Raw genomic sequence first — 15,933 nt, 5'->3', positions numbered from 1 at the left:
TTAAGCACAAAACTCGGTGCGGGGCTCAAAGATCTTGCGAATGAAGAGGCCGCTTCGGAGCTTCGGCTCGAACCAGGTCGACTTGGGCGGCATGAGCAGGCCGGCGTCGGCCACGCCCATGAGGTCCTCCACGGAGGTCGCGTACAGGTTGAAGGCGACGCCGCCCTCGCCCGCTCGGCGCTCGAGCTCCGCGGCGCCGGCGTTTCCGCCGACGAAGCTGATGCGCGCGTCGGTGCGCGGGTCGCCGATGCCGAGCACGGGCCCGAGCACGTTGTTCTGCAGGCGGGAGGCGTCGAGCGAGGCCACGGGATCGGCGTCGCGCTCGGCGTCGCCCTTCCAGGTGAGCAGGCGCCAGCAGCCGTTCGCGTACATGCCCGCCTGGCCCTTCTCGGCGGGTTCCACGGGCTCCGGCTGCGCCTCGCCCACCTCGAAGTTCGCGGCACGCACGGCGTCCAGGAGCTCGTCGGCGGAAAGGCCGTTCGCATCGGCCACCACGCGGTTGTACGGAAGCACCGTGAGCTCGCTTGCCGGGAAAAGAACGCACAGCAGGTAGTTGAAGGGCTCCTCGCCGGTGAGGGAGTCGCCCGCCTCCTCGCGCATGCTGCGGCAGACGCGGGCGGCCGAGGCCGCGCGGTGGTGCCCGTCGGCGATGTAGGCGCAGGGCATCCGGCCCAGCATGAGCTCGAAGGCCTCGACGGCCTCGGGGCGCCCGACGCGCCACACGGTCTGGCGCACGCCCTCGGCGTCGGTGAAGTCGTAGAGCGGCTCGGCGGCGCAGGCGGAGGACACCAGGAAAGCCAGGGCAGGCTCGTCGCGGTAGGAGAGGAAGATCGGGCCCGTCTGGCAGCCGGTCGCCTCGATGTGGCGCACGCGGTCGTCCTCCTTATCGCGGCGGGTGAGCTCGTGGCGCTTGATGGTCCCGTCCATATAGTCGTCGAGCGAGCACGCGGCCACGATGCCCGTCTGGGAGCGGCCGCCCTGCTCGAGGCGGTAGAGGTAGTAGCACTTGTTGGGGTCGCGCATCAAAGTGCCGTCCGCGGCGCGCTCCTCGAGGATGCGGCGGGCAGCTGTGTAGACGTCGTCGGCGTACATGTCGTGGCCGGGCTCAAAGGCGGTCTCGGGGCGGTCGATGGCGAGGAAGCTCTTGGGGTTTTTCGCCACGAATTCGGCGGCCTCCTTGCGGTCGAAGACGTCGTAGGGCAGCGAGGCGAACTCGGCGGCGTGCTCGGGGTTCGGTCGCAGGCAGGCGAAGGGGGAGGCGTGCATGTGCTTCTCCTCACAGAGGTTGCTGGATGGTTTTGCCCCTATTCTACCGCGGGCGGCAACGCCCCCGTTTGATATGCTCGCATCGTTACCCGCTTGGAAAGGAGCCGCCGTGTCTGACCTCAGCGCAAAGGACCTCGTGGTGTTCGACTTCGACGGGACGCTCGCCGACACGATCTCGGGCATCGTCTCCACCGCGCGCACCGTCATGCATTCGCACGGCTGGGCGGATGAGGAGCTGGGCGACCTGCGCAGGCTCGTGGGCCCGCCCTTCCCGCAGGCGTTCTCGATGGTCTACGGGCTCTCGGAAGAGGAAGCGGCCGAGGTCACCGCCGAGTACCGGGCCATCTATAAGGGCCTCGGCCCGGCCGGCTGGCCCCTTTTCGACGGCGTGGCGGAGCTGCTGCAAGACCTCAAGGAGGCAGGCAAGATGATCGGCGCGGCGTCCTCCAAGCGCAACGAGCTCCTCGCGCGCGGCCTTGAGGATAACGGCGTCCTCGAGCTCTTCGATTGCCCTATGGGCAAACTAAACGACTACGGCGACTCGAAAGAGCAGGCGCTCGGGCGGGTGCTGGGCACGCTCGGCGTGGGCCCCGCCGCCGCCGTCATGGTCGGCGACCGCCGCTTCGACGCCGAGGCCGCCGCCGGGTTCGGCGCGGATTGCGTGGGCGTCCTCTACGGCGGGACCGCGCCGCGCTCCGAGCTCGAGGGGGCCGGCTGCGCTGCAATCGTCGACACGGTCGATGAGCTGCGGCGCGTTCTTCTCGGCTAAGGTAGGCGGCGTCCTTGCGGCGCGCTCGCGGATCGGCGCTGCTTGCCCTCTTTCTTTCGGTTGTGACTATGGCTCGGGGCCACAACCGAAAATTACCGGGCTCAAGGCCGGCGCCCGTGGCCACAACCGAAAAAAGCGGGCACGCCGCCAGGGCCGCCGAAATTCTCGCCGCCTGCGGATACGTATGAATCCGCCGCTGGCGTAACGGGTAAAGTGAGACCATATGCGGGCCTGGCCCGCGAATCAGTCGAGTTGCTTCCATGGAAGGAGCCGCACATGGCCGGTATCGATGTGGGCGACAGCCTCTACAAGGTCTTCCTCGCGAGCGTTGGCGCCGTCGCCACCACCGCCGAGAAGTCCCAGAAGGTCGTCGATGAGTTTGTCAAGAGGGGCGAGCTCACCGTCGAGCAGGGCCGCGCCCTCAACACCGAGCTCACCCGCAAGGCTAAGGAGAGCTTCGACGCCGCCGTCGGCAACGCCTCCGACGCCGCCCTTAAGAGCAAGCTCCAGGGTATGACGCCCGAGGAACGCGTTGCCTACGCCGCCAAGGTCGCCGAGATGAGCGCCGCCATCGAGGCCGAGGCTGCCAAGGAGAAGGCGGAGGACGTCTTCGACACGGCCGAGGAAAAGGCCGCCGACGTTGCCGATGCCGTGGCCGACGCGGTCGACGACGCCGTCGAGGCCGACGACGTCGAGTAGCGCTTCCGCACGTGGCATCCGAGGACATCAAAGACCAGGCCGGGCCGACGGCCGCTGACGACTTCGCCGGCGGCCGTCGGCCCGACTATGACCGCATCCTCAATACCTGGTACGAGGAGGTGAGCCAAGGGCTCGACGACGATGGCCCGGACACGATCGGCCTGTTCGGCGGTCGCGCCAAGGACACGTCCAAGTACGACCTCACCCGCTCGAGCCGCATGCGCCGCATAGGCGAGATCATGGCCATCGTCCGGCGCTACGACATCTTTCACGGCCTCACGCCCGAGGGCCTTCGCCAGATGCTCGAGGAGCTGGGCCCCACCTTCGTTAAGGCCGGCCAGATTCTCTCGATGCGCTCCGAGATCCTGCCGCCCACCTTCACGCGCGAGCTCTCGCGCCTGCGCACCGAGGTGGAGCCCATGGACCGCGAGACGGTCCTGCAGGCGCTCCGCGACGAGTACGACGAGCCCATCGAGGACATTTTCGACGCCATCGACGACAACCCCTTGGGCTCCGCGTCGGTCGCGCAGGTCCACAAGGCGCGCCTCGTCACGGGCGAGCTCGTGGCCATAAAGGTCCAGCGGCCGCACGTGCAGGAGGTCATGGCCAAGGACATCTCGATCATGCGCTCGCTCGCTCGCCGGCTCGGCGGCTTTATGGGCGCCGACCAGTTCCTCGACCTCAAGAGCGTCGTCGACGAGCTCTGGCAATCCTTCCGCGAGGAGACGGACTTCCTCGTCGAGGCGAGAAACCTCGAGGAGTTTCGCCGCAACAACGCAGGCTGCGCGTTCCTTTCTTGCCCCAAGCCTTACCCTAAGCTCTGCACGCGGCACGTGGTCGTTATGGACTATGTGGAGGGCGTCGCCATCGACGACACAGTCACGCTCGCCGCGCTCGGCTACGACGTGGCCGAGATCGGCGAGAAGCTTATGGACAACTACACGTCGCAGATGCTCGACGACGGCTTCTTCCACGCCGACCCGCACCCGGGCAACCTCGTGGTGTCCGAGGGCAAGATCGTCTACCTCGACCTCGGCATCATGGGCCGTCTTTCCGCCGGCGACCGCGCGGCCGTCTCCGACATGGTCATGGCCGTGGCGACGCGCGACTCCGCGGCGCTCGAGGAGGGCCTTCTGCGCTTCAGCTCGAGCGATCCGACCGAGATCGACCACGCGCACCTTTTGGGCGAGCTCGACGCCATCATTGCCAACTACGGCGCGGCCGATCTCTCCGAGCTCGACATCGGCGCCTTCGTCAATTCGCTTCTCAACATGGCGCGCAAGAACGGCATCGAGATGCCGGGCAGCGTGACCATGCTCGCCCGCGCGCTCGTCACGCTCGAGGGCGTGGTCGATAACCTTCTGCCCAACGCCTCTATGGTCGACATCATCCGCAGGCACCTTCGCGCCCACGAGAGCATGAGCGACCTTGCCGCGCGGGAGGCCAAGCGCTACGCGCGCGAGGGCGCTGCCGCGAGCCACGGCCTGCTCATGGCGGCGAGCGAGGCCGGCCACGCCATGCATATGCTCACGCGCGGCCAGCTCCGCATGAACCTGGACATCGCCGGCACAGAGGACCCTTTCGGGGACCTCGGCCACATCGTCGACCGCCTCACGCTGGGTATCATCGCCGCGGGCCTCTTCATCGGCTCCTCGGTCATCTACTATGCGCGCATCCAGCCGGTCATCTTCGGCATCCCGATCATCGGCTTCGCGGGTTTCGTCATCGCGCTGGTCATCGGCCTCTACGTGGCGCACGAGATCCTTTCGGAGGGCCGCCGCAAGAAGAGACGCTGACGCTGACAACTCCTCACGGCTTATGCAAAAGCCCCCTGCACCGAAAGGCGGCGCAGGGGGCTTCTCTGTGCGAGGACGCTGGGCGGGCAGCCTTTACTCGAGCTCGAAGGCGCCGGTGTAGAGCTGGTAGTAATAGCCCTTTTTGGCGATGAGCTCGTCGTGGTTGCCGCGCTCTATCACGTGGCCGTGGTCGAGGCAGATGATCACGTCGGAGTTGCGCACGGTCGAGAGGCGGTGCGCGATGACGAACGTGGTGCGCCCGGTCATGAGGGCGTCCATGCCGCGCTGCACGATGGCCTCGGTGCGGGTGTCGATGGAGCTCGTGGCCTCGTCGAGGATCATCGCGGGCGGGTCGGCCACGGCCGCGCGGGCGATGGAGATGAGCTGCCGCTGGCCCTGGGAGAGCTGGGCGCCGTTGCCGGAGAGCATCGTCTGGTAGCCTTGCGGCAAGCGGCGGATGAAGTCGTCGGCGCCGGAGAGCTTGGCCGCGACGACGCACTCCTCGTCGGTGGCGTCGAGCTTGCCGTAGCGGATGTTGTCCATGACGGTGCCGGTGAAGAGGTTCACGTCCTGCAGGACGACGCCCAGCGAGCGGCGCAGGTCGCCCTTCTTGATCTTGTTGATGTTGATGCCGTCGTAGCGGATCTTTCCGTCGGCGATGTCGTAGAAGCGGTTGATCAGGTTCGTGATCGTGGTCTTGCCCGCGCCCGTGGCGCCGACGAATGCGACTTTCTGGCCGGGCTTCGCGTAGACGGACACGTCATAGAGCACCTGGTGGTCAGGGGTGTAGCCGAAGTCCACGCCCTCCATGCGCACGTCGCCGGCGAGCGGGGTGTAGGTCACGGTGCCGTCCTCGTGCGGGTGCTTCCAGGCCCAGTCGGTCGTGCGCTCGTCGCACTCGACCAGGTTGCCGCGCTCGTCGTACTTGGTGTTGACGAGGGTCACGTAGCCGTGGTCCTCCTCGGTCTCCTCGTCGATGAGGGCGAAGATGCGCTCGGCGCCGGCAAGACCCATGACCACGGCGTTGATCTGCATGGAGATCTGGCCGATCTGGCCGCAGAACTGTTTGGTCATGTTGAGGAACGGCACGACGACCGCGATGGAGAGCGGCAGGCCCGATAGGCTCAGGTTCGGCACGCCCGAGGCGAGCAGCACACCGCCCGCCAGCGCCACGATGACGTAGACGAGGTTGCCGAGGTTCATGAGGACGGGGCCCAGGATGTTGCCGTACATGTTGGCCTGCTGGGAAACCTCGTAGAGATGCTCGTTGATCTTGTCGAAGTCGACCTTGGCGGCCTCCTCGTGGCAGAAGGCCTTGACGACCTTCTGGCCGTTCATGATCTCCTCGATGTTGCCCTCGACCTGGCCGAGCTCGCGTTGCTGGGCCACGAAGTACTTGGCCGACATGCTGCCGATGACCTTGGTGAGGATGCTCATGACCACCACGCCGCCGACGATGACGGCGCACATCCACACCGAGTAGTACAGCATGATGATGAAGACGGTGACGAGCACGACGCAGGTCTGCAGCAGGTTCGGCAGCGACTGCGAGATCATCTGGCGCAGGGCGTCGATGTCGTTGGTGTAGTGCGACATGATGTCGCCGCGCTGATGGGTGTCGAAGTAGCTGATGGGCAGGTCCTGCATACGGTTGAAGACCTTCTCGCGCAGCTGCTCGAGCGAGCCCTGCGTGACCGTCGCCATGGCGCGGTTCCAGAAGGTTGCCGCGGCGAGGCCCACGATGTAGACGAGGGCGAGCGTCGAGACGACCTGGAAGATCTTGGGCTGGGCGTCGCCCCAGTCGCCGGTCTGCGTGAACTCGGTGATGACCGAGAGCGCGCTCTGCAGGAACACGGCGCCGAAGCAGCTCGTGATGGCCGCGATGAGCAGGCACACGACGACGGCCGGTAGCAGGCGCGGATAGAACGAGAACAGGGTCTTGATGAGGCGAGCGGCCGAGGCCGGGTTGATCTGGGCGCGCTTGGGCATGTTCTTCTTCTCGTTACTCAAGGCCATCGCCTCCCTTCGCGGCCGCGGCGTCCATGGCGGCTGCCTCGTCCTCGGTCATCTTGTTCTGCGAGGTGTAGGTCTCGCGGTAGATGTCGCAGCGCCCCATGAGCTCGGCGTGGTTGCCCACGTCGGCGATGCGGCCGCCGTCCATGACGACGATGCGGTCGGCGTCCTCAACCGAGGCGGTGCGCTGGGCGATGATGATCTTGGTGGTGTCGGGCAGGTAGGAGGCCAGGCCCTCGCGGATCTTTGCGTCGGTCTTGGTGTCGACGGCGGAGGTGGAGTCGTCGAGGATCAGGACCTTCGGGCGGCGAAGCAGGGCGCGGGCGATGCACAGGCGCTGCTTCTGGCCGCCGGAGACGTTGGAGCCGCCCTGCTCGATCCAGGAGTCGTAGCCCTTCGGGAAGCCGTCGACGAACTCGTCGGCGCAGGCCAGGCGCGCGGCCTCGTGGACTTCCTCGTCGATGGCGTCCTCGTCGCCCCAGCGCAGGTTCTCGGCGATGGTGCCGGAGAACAGGATGTTCTTCTGCAGGACCATGGCCACGTTGGTGCGCAGGCACTCGAGGTCGTAGTCGCGCACGTCGACGCCGCCGACGCGGACGGTGCCGGAGGTCACGTCGTAGAGGCGGGCGATGAGGTTTACCAGCGTGGACTTCGAGGAGCCGGTGCCGCCGATGATGCCGATGGTCTCGCCGCTCTTGATGTGCAGGTCGATGTTGGAGAGGGCCTCGCGCTCGGCGCGCTCGGAGTACTTGAAGCCCACGTGGTCGAAGTCGATGGAGCCGTCGGCCACGGTCTTGACGGCGTTGGCCGGCGCCTTGATCGTCGGCTCGGCGGTGAGGACCTCGTCGATGCGTCGGGCGGACTCGTCGGCCATGGTCACCATCACGAAGATCATCGAGAGCTGCATGAGGCTCATGAGGATCTGGAAGCCGTAGGTAAAGATGGCGGAGAGCTGGCCCACGTTGAAGGTGATGCCGCCCGAGGTGATGATGACCTGGGAGCCGAAGTAGATAATGACGACCCAGGTGAGGTCGATGGCGAGCATCATCATCGGGTTGTTGAAGGCCAGCAGCTTCTCGGCGCGGGTGAAGTCGCGGCAGACGTCCTGCGCGGCGCGAGCGAACTTGTTCTTCTCGTAGCCCTCGCGCACGTAGCTCTTGACGACGCGCATGCCGGTGATGTTCTCCTCGACGGACTCGTTTAAGGCGTCGTACTTGTGGAAGACGCTCGTGAAGATGGGGTGCACCTTGCCGATGATCCAGAAGAGGCCGATGCCCAGGAGCGGAAGGACGACCAGGTAGACGAGGGCGAGCGGGCCGCCCATGACCGTGGCCATGATAAAGGCGAAGACCAGGCACAGAGGCGAGCGCACGGCGATGCGGATGATCATCATGAACGCCTGCTGGACGTTGGTGATATCGGTGGTGAGGCGGGTGACGAGCGAGCTCGAGCTGAACTTGTCGATGTTGGCGAAGCTGAAGCGCTGGATGTTGTAGAAGAGGTCCCGGCGCAGGTTCTTCGCGAAGCCGCAGCTGGCGTAGCTGCAGGTCACGCCTGCGGCGACGCCGAAGGCGAGCGAGATGAGCGCGAGCGCGACCAAGATGGCGGAGGGGCGCAGGAGCTCCTCGACGGTTGCGCCGGCCTGGATGTTCTCGATGAGGGCCGCGGTGAGGAAGGGGATGGCCATCTCGCAGACGACCTCGCCCAGGACCAGCAGCGGCGTGGCCACGGTGTACTTCTTGTATTCGCGGATGCTCTGGCCGAGGCGCTTCAGGATGGGGCCGTAGCTGACCTTCTCCTTTGCGTTTAGTTCTTGCTGCACGGGCATGCCTCCTTTTCTTGTTTGTCTTTCTCTCTCCAGTCGTCGAAGATGCGGTCGAGCAAGCCGATCAGCTGCGCGCGCTCGTCGGGCGAAAGGACGCTCAGGGCGCCGGCCTCGAAGTCCTCCTCCTCGCGGATAAGGTCGCTCGCCATCTGGGTGCCCTCGGGCGTGAGCTTGATCTCGAGCTGGCGCTTGTCCGTCTCGGAGCGGCCGCGCTCGATGAGCCCCTCGCGCTCGAGTTTGGCGAGGACCTCGGAAAGCGACGCCGATGTGGTGCTCGTCATGGCCAGCAGCTCTTTTTGCGCGATTCGCCCGTGCTCGACGCCGTAGAGCGTCTTGAGGACGTGCTGCTTGCCGCCGAGGCCGCCGCGCTTGACGAACATGTAGTGGCCGAAGTAGCCGAACGAGTGCAAGATGCGCTGTTCGACGGTCTCGTTGGCCCTGCTAGCTGCGATTTGTTCGTCTGATAAGTTCATCTTCAACCTCCCCTCAAATGTGTTTAGCAGTGTTTTGTCTTGGTAATACTACGGCCGTGATTTGCTGATTACAAGGTACCTAACGATTATTCGTAAGGTACCGAATAATCTTCATAATGCGCCGACGCCGGCCGGCCGACGGGCGTCGGCTCGCGTGCCCCACGATGCGCCCCGACGTGTATCGACAGGCCCCTCGGTAAGAAATCCCTCTCGTCACGAATAATGCGTCGCCGCTGTGGAGAGCTCCGGGTGAGCGGAGCCCTATGCCCCGCGAATGATTGCTGGGGTCTGAACGGGGAATTCTTACCGGTATCTTCCGCGAGGCGCCTTGCTGGGCATTATTGAAAACCGGGAAGAATTCGGTAAGAATTCGGTAAGACAATTTTGAAAACATCGCAGGTGAGAGCTGATCTCGTGCGGTAACTGCCTATGCTCCCCCTATGGATGCCTTGATTTCACATACAACTGCCTTGCGACTTCTTCGCGACCCCGCGCTCGACTTCTCGTCGCGAGCGAGGAACCTCGAGACGACGCTTGCGCCCAACGAGCCGATGGACGCTTACACGGCCCGAGACCTTGTGCGCGGCTCCTCGGCCCTGCGACGAGCCGGCGAGCCGTTGGAAACCATCACCTCGAATCCTTCGGGCGCCAGAAGGCGACCTGCATATGTCTCGAGGGTTTGGGGTGCGCGGATTCCGTCCGGCTCGGTTTTCCAAGTGCGTGAAGGCTTGTGGTGCTCCGGTCCGGAGCTTACTGCGCTCGAGTTGGCGGGCTCGCTGTCGGAGCTCGAGCTCACGGTGCTTCTTTGTGAGATGATGGGCACCTACTCGGTTGCCCCTGGCTATCAAGGCGGGATGGCGCAGCGCGCAAAACCGCTTACTGACCCCGCCCGTCTCACCGTGTTCTTACGTGAAGTCGGGGGAGTGAAGGGGTCGCGTGCCCTCGAGAAGGCGCTGAAGCTTGCCGTCGCGGAATCTGCCTCGCCGATGGAAACGAAGCTTGTTCTTCGCCTCTGCCTGCCCGCCGCCAAGAAGGGCTTCGGCCTCAAGCTCCTCTCTATGAACAAGCCGCTTGAGGTCGAGCGCTTGGGGGCGAGTACCAACGATCGGGGCATTCGCAAGCCGGATATCCTCATCGCGCCTTGGCCCGGCTCCGATGCGAGCCCGGTCGCGATCGAGTACGACGGCGAAGAGTGCCATATGACGCGCGAGGGCGTGCTCTCCGATACCGTTCGCGGCAACGAGCTCAAGGCTATGGGTATCGGCGAGTACCGCGTAAACCGCGAGATATACCGCAACATCAACTATATGGAGTACCTCGTTGAGAAGGTGCGCGAGGAGGCGGGCTATCCGCGTCGGCACCGTTCTGCAGAGGACGCGCTGCGCAGGAAGCGCGAGCATGTCGAGCTTTACAAGGAGCTCGCGCGCATTGGTAACGTGGTTTGACCGGAACGGGCCCCGAATTCACGTCATCTAGCAACGCACTGGTTCCGCGAGCCCCGAATTCACGTCATTCAGCAACGTCGCATTGCTGGATGGCGAGAATTCGGGGCGCATTGCGATGTCGAGTTGCTGGATTCAGCGAATTCGGGGCTCAACATGAACGAGCGTTGCTGGATGGCGAAGATTCGGGGCGCATGTTGAAGAGGGGCATGCTGCAGAGCGTCTAAATGTAAGGCGGCTTACAAAACGTGCTCGAGACGTGTCTCTTTGTAAGGCTGCAGGTCAGGTGGCACATATTAGCCTGAGGTAAGCGAATCCCGATGGTTTGTTAACGCCATGTAAGGCTGAATCAAGCCGCCGTAAGGGTTGATGAATGCTGGTTTGTAAGCTCTGGACGGCTCCTAGGATGCTTCCTTGATAGAGCCTGTGCGCCTGGCCAAGGCGGCACCCGGCAACACTTCGGAAGGAGATCCATGTCCAAGCTCGATAGCCTCTCTCGTCGTCAGTTCCTCGCCGGCTTCGGCGCCTCCGCCGTGGCGGTCGCCGGCCTCGGTCTCGTCGGCTGCGGTGGCTCCGGCTCCAGCGCTTCCAGCTCCGGCACCGTCAACTGCTCCGGTGCCACCTCGTTCCAGGGCCTCGTCGAGGCCGCTGCCCTCGAGTTCGAGAACGAGTACCCCGACGTCACCGTGGCCATCACCGGCGGCGGCTCCGGCCAGGGCCTGTCTGACGTCAAGGACGGCAAGGCCCAGATCGGTCGCTCCGACGTCTTTGCCGAGGAGAAGCTCGATGCCGACACCGCCGCCAACCTCGTCGACAACACCGTGGCCGTCGTGGGCATGGGCCCGATCGTCAACCCCAAGGTCGACGTCGACGACCTGACTCTCGAGCAGCTCAAGGGCATCTTCACCGGCACCATCACCGACTGGTCCGAGGTCGGCGGTACCGCCGGCAAGATCCAGGTCATCGAGCGCAAGGCCGGCTCCGGCACCCGTGCCACCTTCGAGGCCGCGGTCCTCGCGGGCGAGAAAGCTCCGGATACCTTTGCCCCCGTGGCCGAGGAGGAGTCCTCCGGCACCGTCGTCGAGAAGATTCAGACCACCGAGGGCTCCATCTCCTACCTGGCCTTCTCCTACTTCGACGACGCCAAGTTCAGGGCCCTGAAGGTCGCGGGCGTTGCCCCCACCGCCGAAAACGTCTGCTCCGGCGACTTCACCATCTGGGCCTACGAGCACATGTACACCGCCAAGGACGCCGACGCCGCCACCCAGGCCTTCATCGACTACATGATGTCCGATGCCGTCCAGGGCAAGCTCGTCGAGGAGGAGGGCTTCATCCCCGTCTCCGACATGAAGGTCAAGAAGGACGCCGACGGCACCGTCTCCTCCAAGTAACCCTCCCTTCCTTCGAGGTGAGCGCCGGGTTCCTTACAATCCGGCGCCCGCCTCGCTTTCTGCAAACCCGAGAAAGGTCGTTCAATGGCAAAGCAGCTGTTGCCGAAGCGCCGGCTCGAGAACGTGGGCCTGGGCCTCACCGGCGCGTGCGTCGTCCTCGTGGCGATCATCGTCGTGACGCTGATCTTCATGGTCGCCCAGCAGGGCCTCTCCGCGTTCTTCGTCGACGGCATCGATTTCGGCTCGTTCCTCACCGGCACGAGTTGGGTGCCCTCCGAGGGCAAGTACGGCGCGCTGCCCCTCATCGTCACGTCCTTCGGCGTCATGGCGCTCTCCACGCTCTTCGTGCTGCCGGTCGCGCTGGGCTCGGCCATCTTCGTCGTCGAGGTCCAGCCGAGCTTCGGCCGCAAGGTCTTCCAGCCGCTGGTCGAGCTTCTCGTCGGCATCCCGTCGGTGGTCTACGGCCTCATCGGCCTCACTGTGGTGAACGCCGCCATGCGAGCCATCTTCGGCGACGCCGCGGGCACGGGCGCGGGCATCCTCTCCGGCGCCATCGTGCTCGCCGTCATGATCTTGCCCACGGTGACCACGCTTTCTATCGACGCGCTCGCCGCCGTTCCCAACCAGTACCGCGAGGGATCCTATGCCCTCGGCTGCACCCGCTGGCAGACCGTCTGGCACGTCGTCCTGAAGTCCGCGACGCCCTCCCTCATGACCGCCGTCATCATGGGCATGACCCGCGCCTTCGGCGAGACCCTCGCCGTCCAGATGGTCATCGGCGGCGTCGAGAAGATCATGCCCGCGGGCCTTCTTTCGCCCGCGGCCACGCTCACGACGGCCCTCACCTCGGGCTTCTCAAACGCCACCACCGGATCTGCGCAGTACCACGCCCTGTGGGCTCTGGGCCTGCTCCTCATGGGCATGTCGCTCTTCTTCATCCTGATCATCCACGTCATCGGCAGCAAGGGAGGCAAGGACCGTGGCTAGTGAGAAGAACACTACCTCCAAGGCGGCCTGCGTCGAGCAAGGCGGCCTTGCCGTCGACCTCGACGCCCACGCGCGCCGCATCGGACGCGCCGACCGCGTGGCCACGGGCATCCTCACCGTCATCGTCGTCTTCGTCCTGGGGCTTCTGGCCGCCATCGTGGCCTACATCCTGATCAAGGGCCTCGGCCGCGCGCTCACCCCTGGCTTTCTGACCACGAGCCCCACGGCCAAGGAGAACCCCGGCATCAGCTCAGAGCTCTTCGACAGCTTCTACATGCTGACCATCACCCTGCTGATCTCGGTCCCCATCAGCCTCGGCGCCGCCATCTTCCTCGTGGAGTACGCACCCGACAACTGGGTGACCAAGGCCGCCTCCACGGCCATCGAGACCCTCTCCAGCCTGCCCTCCATCGTCGTTGGCATGTTTGGCAGCCTCTTCTTTGTGGTCACGCTCGGCTGGGGCATCTCGATCATCGCCGGCGCCATGGCGCTCACGATGTTCAACATCCCCATCCTCGTGCGTGTCATCCAGCAGGCGCTGCAGGACGTGCTCCGCAGCCAGCGCGACGCCGCCCTCGCCATGGGCCTCACGCGCTGGGAGGCCACGATCCACGTGCTGCTCCCGGCTGCCATGCCCGCCATCGTCACCGGCGTGGTCATCTCCGCCGGCCGCGTCTTCGGCGAGGCCGCGGCACTGATCTTCACCTCGGGCTCGGCCGCCGTTAACCTAAACTTCGCCGCGAGCCTCTCGAGCTCCCGCAACCCCTTCAACATCTTCCGTCCCGCAGAGACCCTTGCCGTCCACATCTGGAAGCTCAAGATGGAGCCCACCCCCGGCAACGACGAGATCGTCTGGGGCACCGCCGCGGTCCTCATCATCTGCGTGCTTCTCTTCAACGTGCTCGCGCGTCTTCTCGGCAAGTTCCTGGCAAAGAAGATGACGAGCGAATGAGCGAGGAAATGATGAACAACGAACCCGCCGGCACCCCGGCCGCGCCGACCGTCGTCTCGTCGCACCTGCTCGAGACCCGCGACGTCTCGGTCAGGTACGACTACACCAAGGAGTCCCTGCACCCCACGAGCCTCTCGTTCGACGAGGGCACCGTGACCGCCCTCATCGGCCCCTCGGGCTGCGGCAAGTCCACCTTCCTGCGGTGCCTGAACCTCATGAACCGCGAGATCCCCAAGTGCGTCGTCGAGGGGCAGATCGTCTACCACGACCACGACATAAACACCTGCGAAGAGAACCTCTTTGAGCTGCGCAAGTCTATTGGCATGGTCTTCCAGCAGCCCACACCCTTCCGCAAGTCCATCCGCGAGAACATCCTGTTTGCGCCCAGGCGCCACGGCCGCGTGGCGGACAGGGCTGAGGCCGACGAGCTCGTCGAGAAGAGCCTGCGCCAGGCGGCACTCTGGGACGAGGTCAATGACAAGCTCGACCGCAGCGCCTACGCGCTTTCCGGCGGCCAGCAGCAGCGCCTTTGCATCGCGCGCACCCTGGCGATGAGACCTGACGTCCTGCTCTTCGACGAGCCCTGCTCGGCGCTTGACCCCATCTCGACCTTCGCCGTGGAGGAGACGATCCGCGATATTGCCGAGTCCGGCATCTGCTGCGTCATCGTCACCCACAACATGGAGCAGGCCACGCGCGTCTCCGACCGCACCGCCTTCTTCTACGTAGGCGACATGGTGGAGGCGGGCGAGACCCGCCAGATCTTCCGCGTACCAAAGGACCAGCGCCTCGTCGACTACCTGACGGGCAGGTTCGGTTAATGGAGACCCAGATGGAAAAAGAATTCGCCCGGTCGGACTACCGCGAGCTTGCGCAGGCCGACGTTGCCCTCAAGATCTCGGATTTCAACCTCTGGTACGACGACTTCCAGGCCTTGAAGCACATCGACCTCCAGATCCCCGAGAGGCGCTGCGCCGCCTTCATCGGCCCCTCGGGCTGCGGCAAGTCCACCTTGCTCCGTACCTTCAACCGCATGTGCGACTTCGTCGAGAGCGTCCGCACCGAGGGCACCATCGAATTCCGTGGGCAAGACATCTTCAAGATGGACTCGAACGCCCTGCGCGTGCACGTGGGCATGGTCTTCCAGCACCCCAACCCGTTTCCCATGAGCATCCGCGACAACGTGCTCTATGGCCCCGCCCGTATGAAGCGCCTCAGCCGCGCCGAGGGCGACGAGATCCTCGAGCGCTGCCTCACCCGCGCCGCCCTCTGGGACGAGGTCAAGGACAAGCTCGACCAGTCCGGCCTCGGGCTTTCCGGCGGCCAGCAACAGCGCCTGTGCATCGCTCGCGCCCTTGCCACCAACCCAGAGGTGCTTCTCATGGATGAGCCGACAAGCGCCCTGGACCCCATCTCAACCGTCCAGGTGGAGCAGCTCATGAGCGAGCTTTCGCAGGACCACACCGTGGTCGTCGTCACCCACAACATGCAGCAGGCCACCCGCGTGGCGGACAAGACCTGCTTCTTCTACCTGGGCGAGCTCATCGAAGCCGCGCCGACGCGCGAGCTCTTCGCGAACCCCAAACAGACCCGTACGCAGGAATATCTCTCAGGAAGGTTCAGCTGATATGGTTATGCAGACCCGCACCAAGTTCGCCCACCAGCTCGACGACATCCAGGGGCTCATCATCCGCCTCAAGGAGAAGTGCGCCGCCGACATCCGTGCCGCCGGCCTCGCCGCCGCGGGCGATCACGGCGCCCAAGAGGGCGTCGTCAACGGCCGCAAGGAAGAGGACCGTCTTCGCCAGTCCATCGAGGACCAGTGTCTCGACGCGATGCTGCTCCAGCAGCCGCTTATCGGCGATGACCTGCGCTTCGTTTCCGGCGCCTTCCGCATCGTCTCGGACCTCTCCCACATCGACGGCATGACCCGCGACGTCGTCTTCCTCGTCGAGGAGGTCCCCGACAAGGTCGCCGGCAAGATCTGTGAAGAGATCTTGGCAATGAGCGAACAGGCCGCCCAGATGGTCAGCGACGCCGTCGACGCCTTCGCCAATTCCGATGTGGACCTCGCGGCCAAAGTCGTCGAGGCCGACGAGAAGGTAAACTCTTTGTATAACAGCGTCGAGGAGAAGCTCGTCAAACTGATCCGCGACGGCAAGTCGTCCGCAAAGTACCTGCCCGAGCTCCTTATGGTGGCCAAGTACTTCGAGCGCATCGGCGACCTTGCCAAGCGCGTCGCCGCGTGGGCAATCTTCCGCGTGACCGGCGAGCACAAGGTCGAGGAGAAGCCCAGTCAGGCAGCGGGGCTCGAGTAAGT

Annotated in this window: 14 protein-coding genes; 10 read left to right on the top strand and 4 right to left on the bottom strand. The window is 64.9% G+C overall.

Going from position 1 to position 15,933, the window contains the following annotated elements; translation table 11 throughout:
* The gene (locus tag U5709_RS09695; protein WP_321971789.1) at nt 1-1,266 is read right to left on the bottom strand and encodes a DUF1015 domain-containing protein; all 1,266 of its coding nucleotides are present in this window, start codon (nt 1,264-1,266) and stop codon (nt 1-3) included.
* A gap of 109 nt (nt 1,267-1,375) precedes the next feature.
* Here U5709_RS09695 and U5709_RS09690 point away from each other — a divergent pair, with 109 nt between their 5' ends.
* The 3 genes from U5709_RS09690 to U5709_RS09680 all read left to right on the top strand — a co-directional run bounded on the left by U5709_RS09690 (nt 1,376) and on the right by U5709_RS09680 (nt 4,530).
* Nucleotides 1,376-2,035 (top strand): HAD family hydrolase, encoded by a 660-nt coding sequence (locus tag U5709_RS09690; protein WP_321973291.1) that lies wholly within the window; start codon nt 1,376-1,378, stop codon nt 2,033-2,035.
* A gap of 276 nt (nt 2,036-2,311) precedes the next feature.
* On the top strand, nt 2,312-2,734 hold the full coding sequence (locus U5709_RS09685) for a hypothetical protein (protein WP_321973290.1): 423 nt from the start codon (nt 2,312-2,314) through the stop codon (nt 2,732-2,734).
* Between the two features lie 11 nt (nt 2,735-2,745).
* Entirely contained in the window at nt 2,746-4,530 is a 1,785-nt protein-coding gene (locus U5709_RS09680; protein WP_321971786.1) for an ABC1 kinase family protein, read from the top strand.
* A gap of 93 nt (nt 4,531-4,623) precedes the next feature.
* Here U5709_RS09680 and U5709_RS09675 read toward each other — a convergent pair whose 3' ends face one another.
* From U5709_RS09675 to U5709_RS09665, 3 genes are read right to left on the bottom strand one after another with little or no spacing between them, the layout of a single operon-like run.
* Nucleotides 4,624-6,519: an ABC transporter ATP-binding protein gene (locus tag U5709_RS09675; protein WP_322154036.1), complete on the bottom strand. Its 1,896-nt coding sequence runs from the start codon at nt 6,517-6,519 to the stop codon at nt 4,624-4,626.
* Between the two features lie 13 nt (nt 6,520-6,532).
* Complete coding sequence (locus U5709_RS09670; RefSeq protein ID WP_415913458.1) at nt 6,533-8,371, bottom strand: ABC transporter ATP-binding protein; 1,839 nt, start codon at nt 8,369-8,371, stop codon at nt 6,533-6,535.
* Entirely contained in the window at nt 8,350-8,841 is a 492-nt protein-coding gene (locus U5709_RS09665; RefSeq protein WP_321973289.1) for a MarR family winged helix-turn-helix transcriptional regulator, read from the bottom strand. The genes U5709_RS09670 and U5709_RS09665 overlap by 22 nt, the downstream gene beginning before the upstream one ends.
* Before the next feature lie 764 nt (nt 8,842-9,605).
* Between U5709_RS09665 and U5709_RS09660 the strand changes: the two genes are divergently transcribed.
* The 7 genes from U5709_RS09660 (at nt 9,606) to U5709_RS09630 (ending at nt 15,931) form a co-directional block, all read left to right on the top strand.
* Nucleotides 9,606-10,286, top strand: coding sequence for a hypothetical protein (locus U5709_RS09660; RefSeq protein WP_321973288.1), 681 nt, complete (start codon nt 9,606-9,608; stop codon nt 10,284-10,286).
* Between the two features lie 470 nt (nt 10,287-10,756).
* Nucleotides 10,757-11,674 carry a phosphate ABC transporter substrate-binding protein gene (locus U5709_RS09655; RefSeq protein ID WP_321973287.1) on the top strand — a complete coding sequence of 306 codons (918 nt, stop codon included), beginning with the start codon at nt 10,757-10,759 and terminating at the stop codon, nt 11,672-11,674.
* A gap of 84 nt (nt 11,675-11,758) precedes the next feature.
* Nucleotides 11,759-12,661, top strand: a complete 903-nt coding sequence (gene pstC / locus U5709_RS09650; protein ID WP_321973286.1) for a phosphate ABC transporter permease subunit PstC — start codon at nt 11,759-11,761, stop codon at nt 12,659-12,661.
* Entirely contained in the window at nt 12,654-13,613 is a 960-nt protein-coding gene (pstA, locus tag U5709_RS09645; protein WP_321971780.1) for a phosphate ABC transporter permease PstA, read from the top strand. The genes pstC and pstA overlap by 8 nt, the downstream gene beginning before the upstream one ends.
* Nucleotides 13,610-14,434: a phosphate ABC transporter ATP-binding protein gene (locus U5709_RS09640; protein WP_415913457.1), complete on the top strand. Its 825-nt coding sequence runs from the start codon at nt 13,610-13,612 to the stop codon at nt 14,432-14,434. The genes pstA and U5709_RS09640 overlap by 4 nt, the downstream gene beginning before the upstream one ends.
* Nucleotides 14,435-14,445: 11 nt before the next feature.
* Entirely contained in the window at nt 14,446-15,240 is a 795-nt protein-coding gene (pstB, locus tag U5709_RS09635; RefSeq protein WP_321971778.1) for a phosphate ABC transporter ATP-binding protein PstB, read from the top strand.
* Nucleotide 15,241: 1 nt separating this feature from the next.
* Entirely contained in the window at nt 15,242-15,931 is a 690-nt protein-coding gene (locus U5709_RS09630) for a phosphate signaling complex PhoU family protein (RefSeq protein ID WP_321971777.1), read from the top strand.
* Nucleotides 15,932-15,933: the final 2 nt, after the last annotated feature.

Source organism: Paratractidigestivibacter sp., from assembly GCF_963660155.1.
Lineage (GTDB): Bacteria > Actinomycetota > Coriobacteriia > Coriobacteriales > Atopobiaceae > Paratractidigestivibacter.
The sequence above is the reverse complement of the archived record's forward strand: the minus strand, read 5'-3'. Positions and strand labels throughout refer to the sequence as shown.

Bases quoted from the DNA above. Each gene is read 5' to 3' on its own strand.
- pstB (WP_321971778.1), top strand. From the start codon at position 14,446: ATGGAAAAAGAATTCGCCCGGTCGGACTACCGCGAGCTTGCGCAGGCC.
- U5709_RS09670 (WP_415913458.1), bottom strand. From the start codon at position 8,371: ATGCCCGTGCAGCAAGAACTAAACGCAAAGGAGAAGGTCAGCTACGGC.
- U5709_RS09675 (WP_322154036.1), bottom strand. From the start codon at position 6,519: ATGCCCAAGCGCGCCCAGATCAACCCGGCCTCGGCCGCTCGCCTCATC.
- U5709_RS09695 (WP_321971789.1), bottom strand. From the start codon at position 1,266: ATGCACGCCTCCCCCTTCGCCTGCCTGCGACCGAACCCCGAGCACGCC.
- U5709_RS09630 (WP_321971777.1), top strand. From the start codon at position 15,242: ATGGTTATGCAGACCCGCACCAAGTTCGCCCACCAGCTCGACGACATC.
- U5709_RS09685 (WP_321973290.1), top strand. From the start codon at position 2,312: ATGGCCGGTATCGATGTGGGCGACAGCCTCTACAAGGTCTTCCTCGCG.
- U5709_RS09640 (WP_415913457.1), top strand. From the start codon at position 13,610: ATGAGCGAGGAAATGATGAACAACGAACCCGCCGGCACCCCGGCCGCG.
- pstC (WP_321973286.1), top strand. From the start codon at position 11,759: ATGGCAAAGCAGCTGTTGCCGAAGCGCCGGCTCGAGAACGTGGGCCTG.
- U5709_RS09655 (WP_321973287.1), top strand. From the start codon at position 10,757: ATGTCCAAGCTCGATAGCCTCTCTCGTCGTCAGTTCCTCGCCGGCTTC.
- U5709_RS09665 (WP_321973289.1), bottom strand. From the start codon at position 8,841: ATGAACTTATCAGACGAACAAATCGCAGCTAGCAGGGCCAACGAGACC.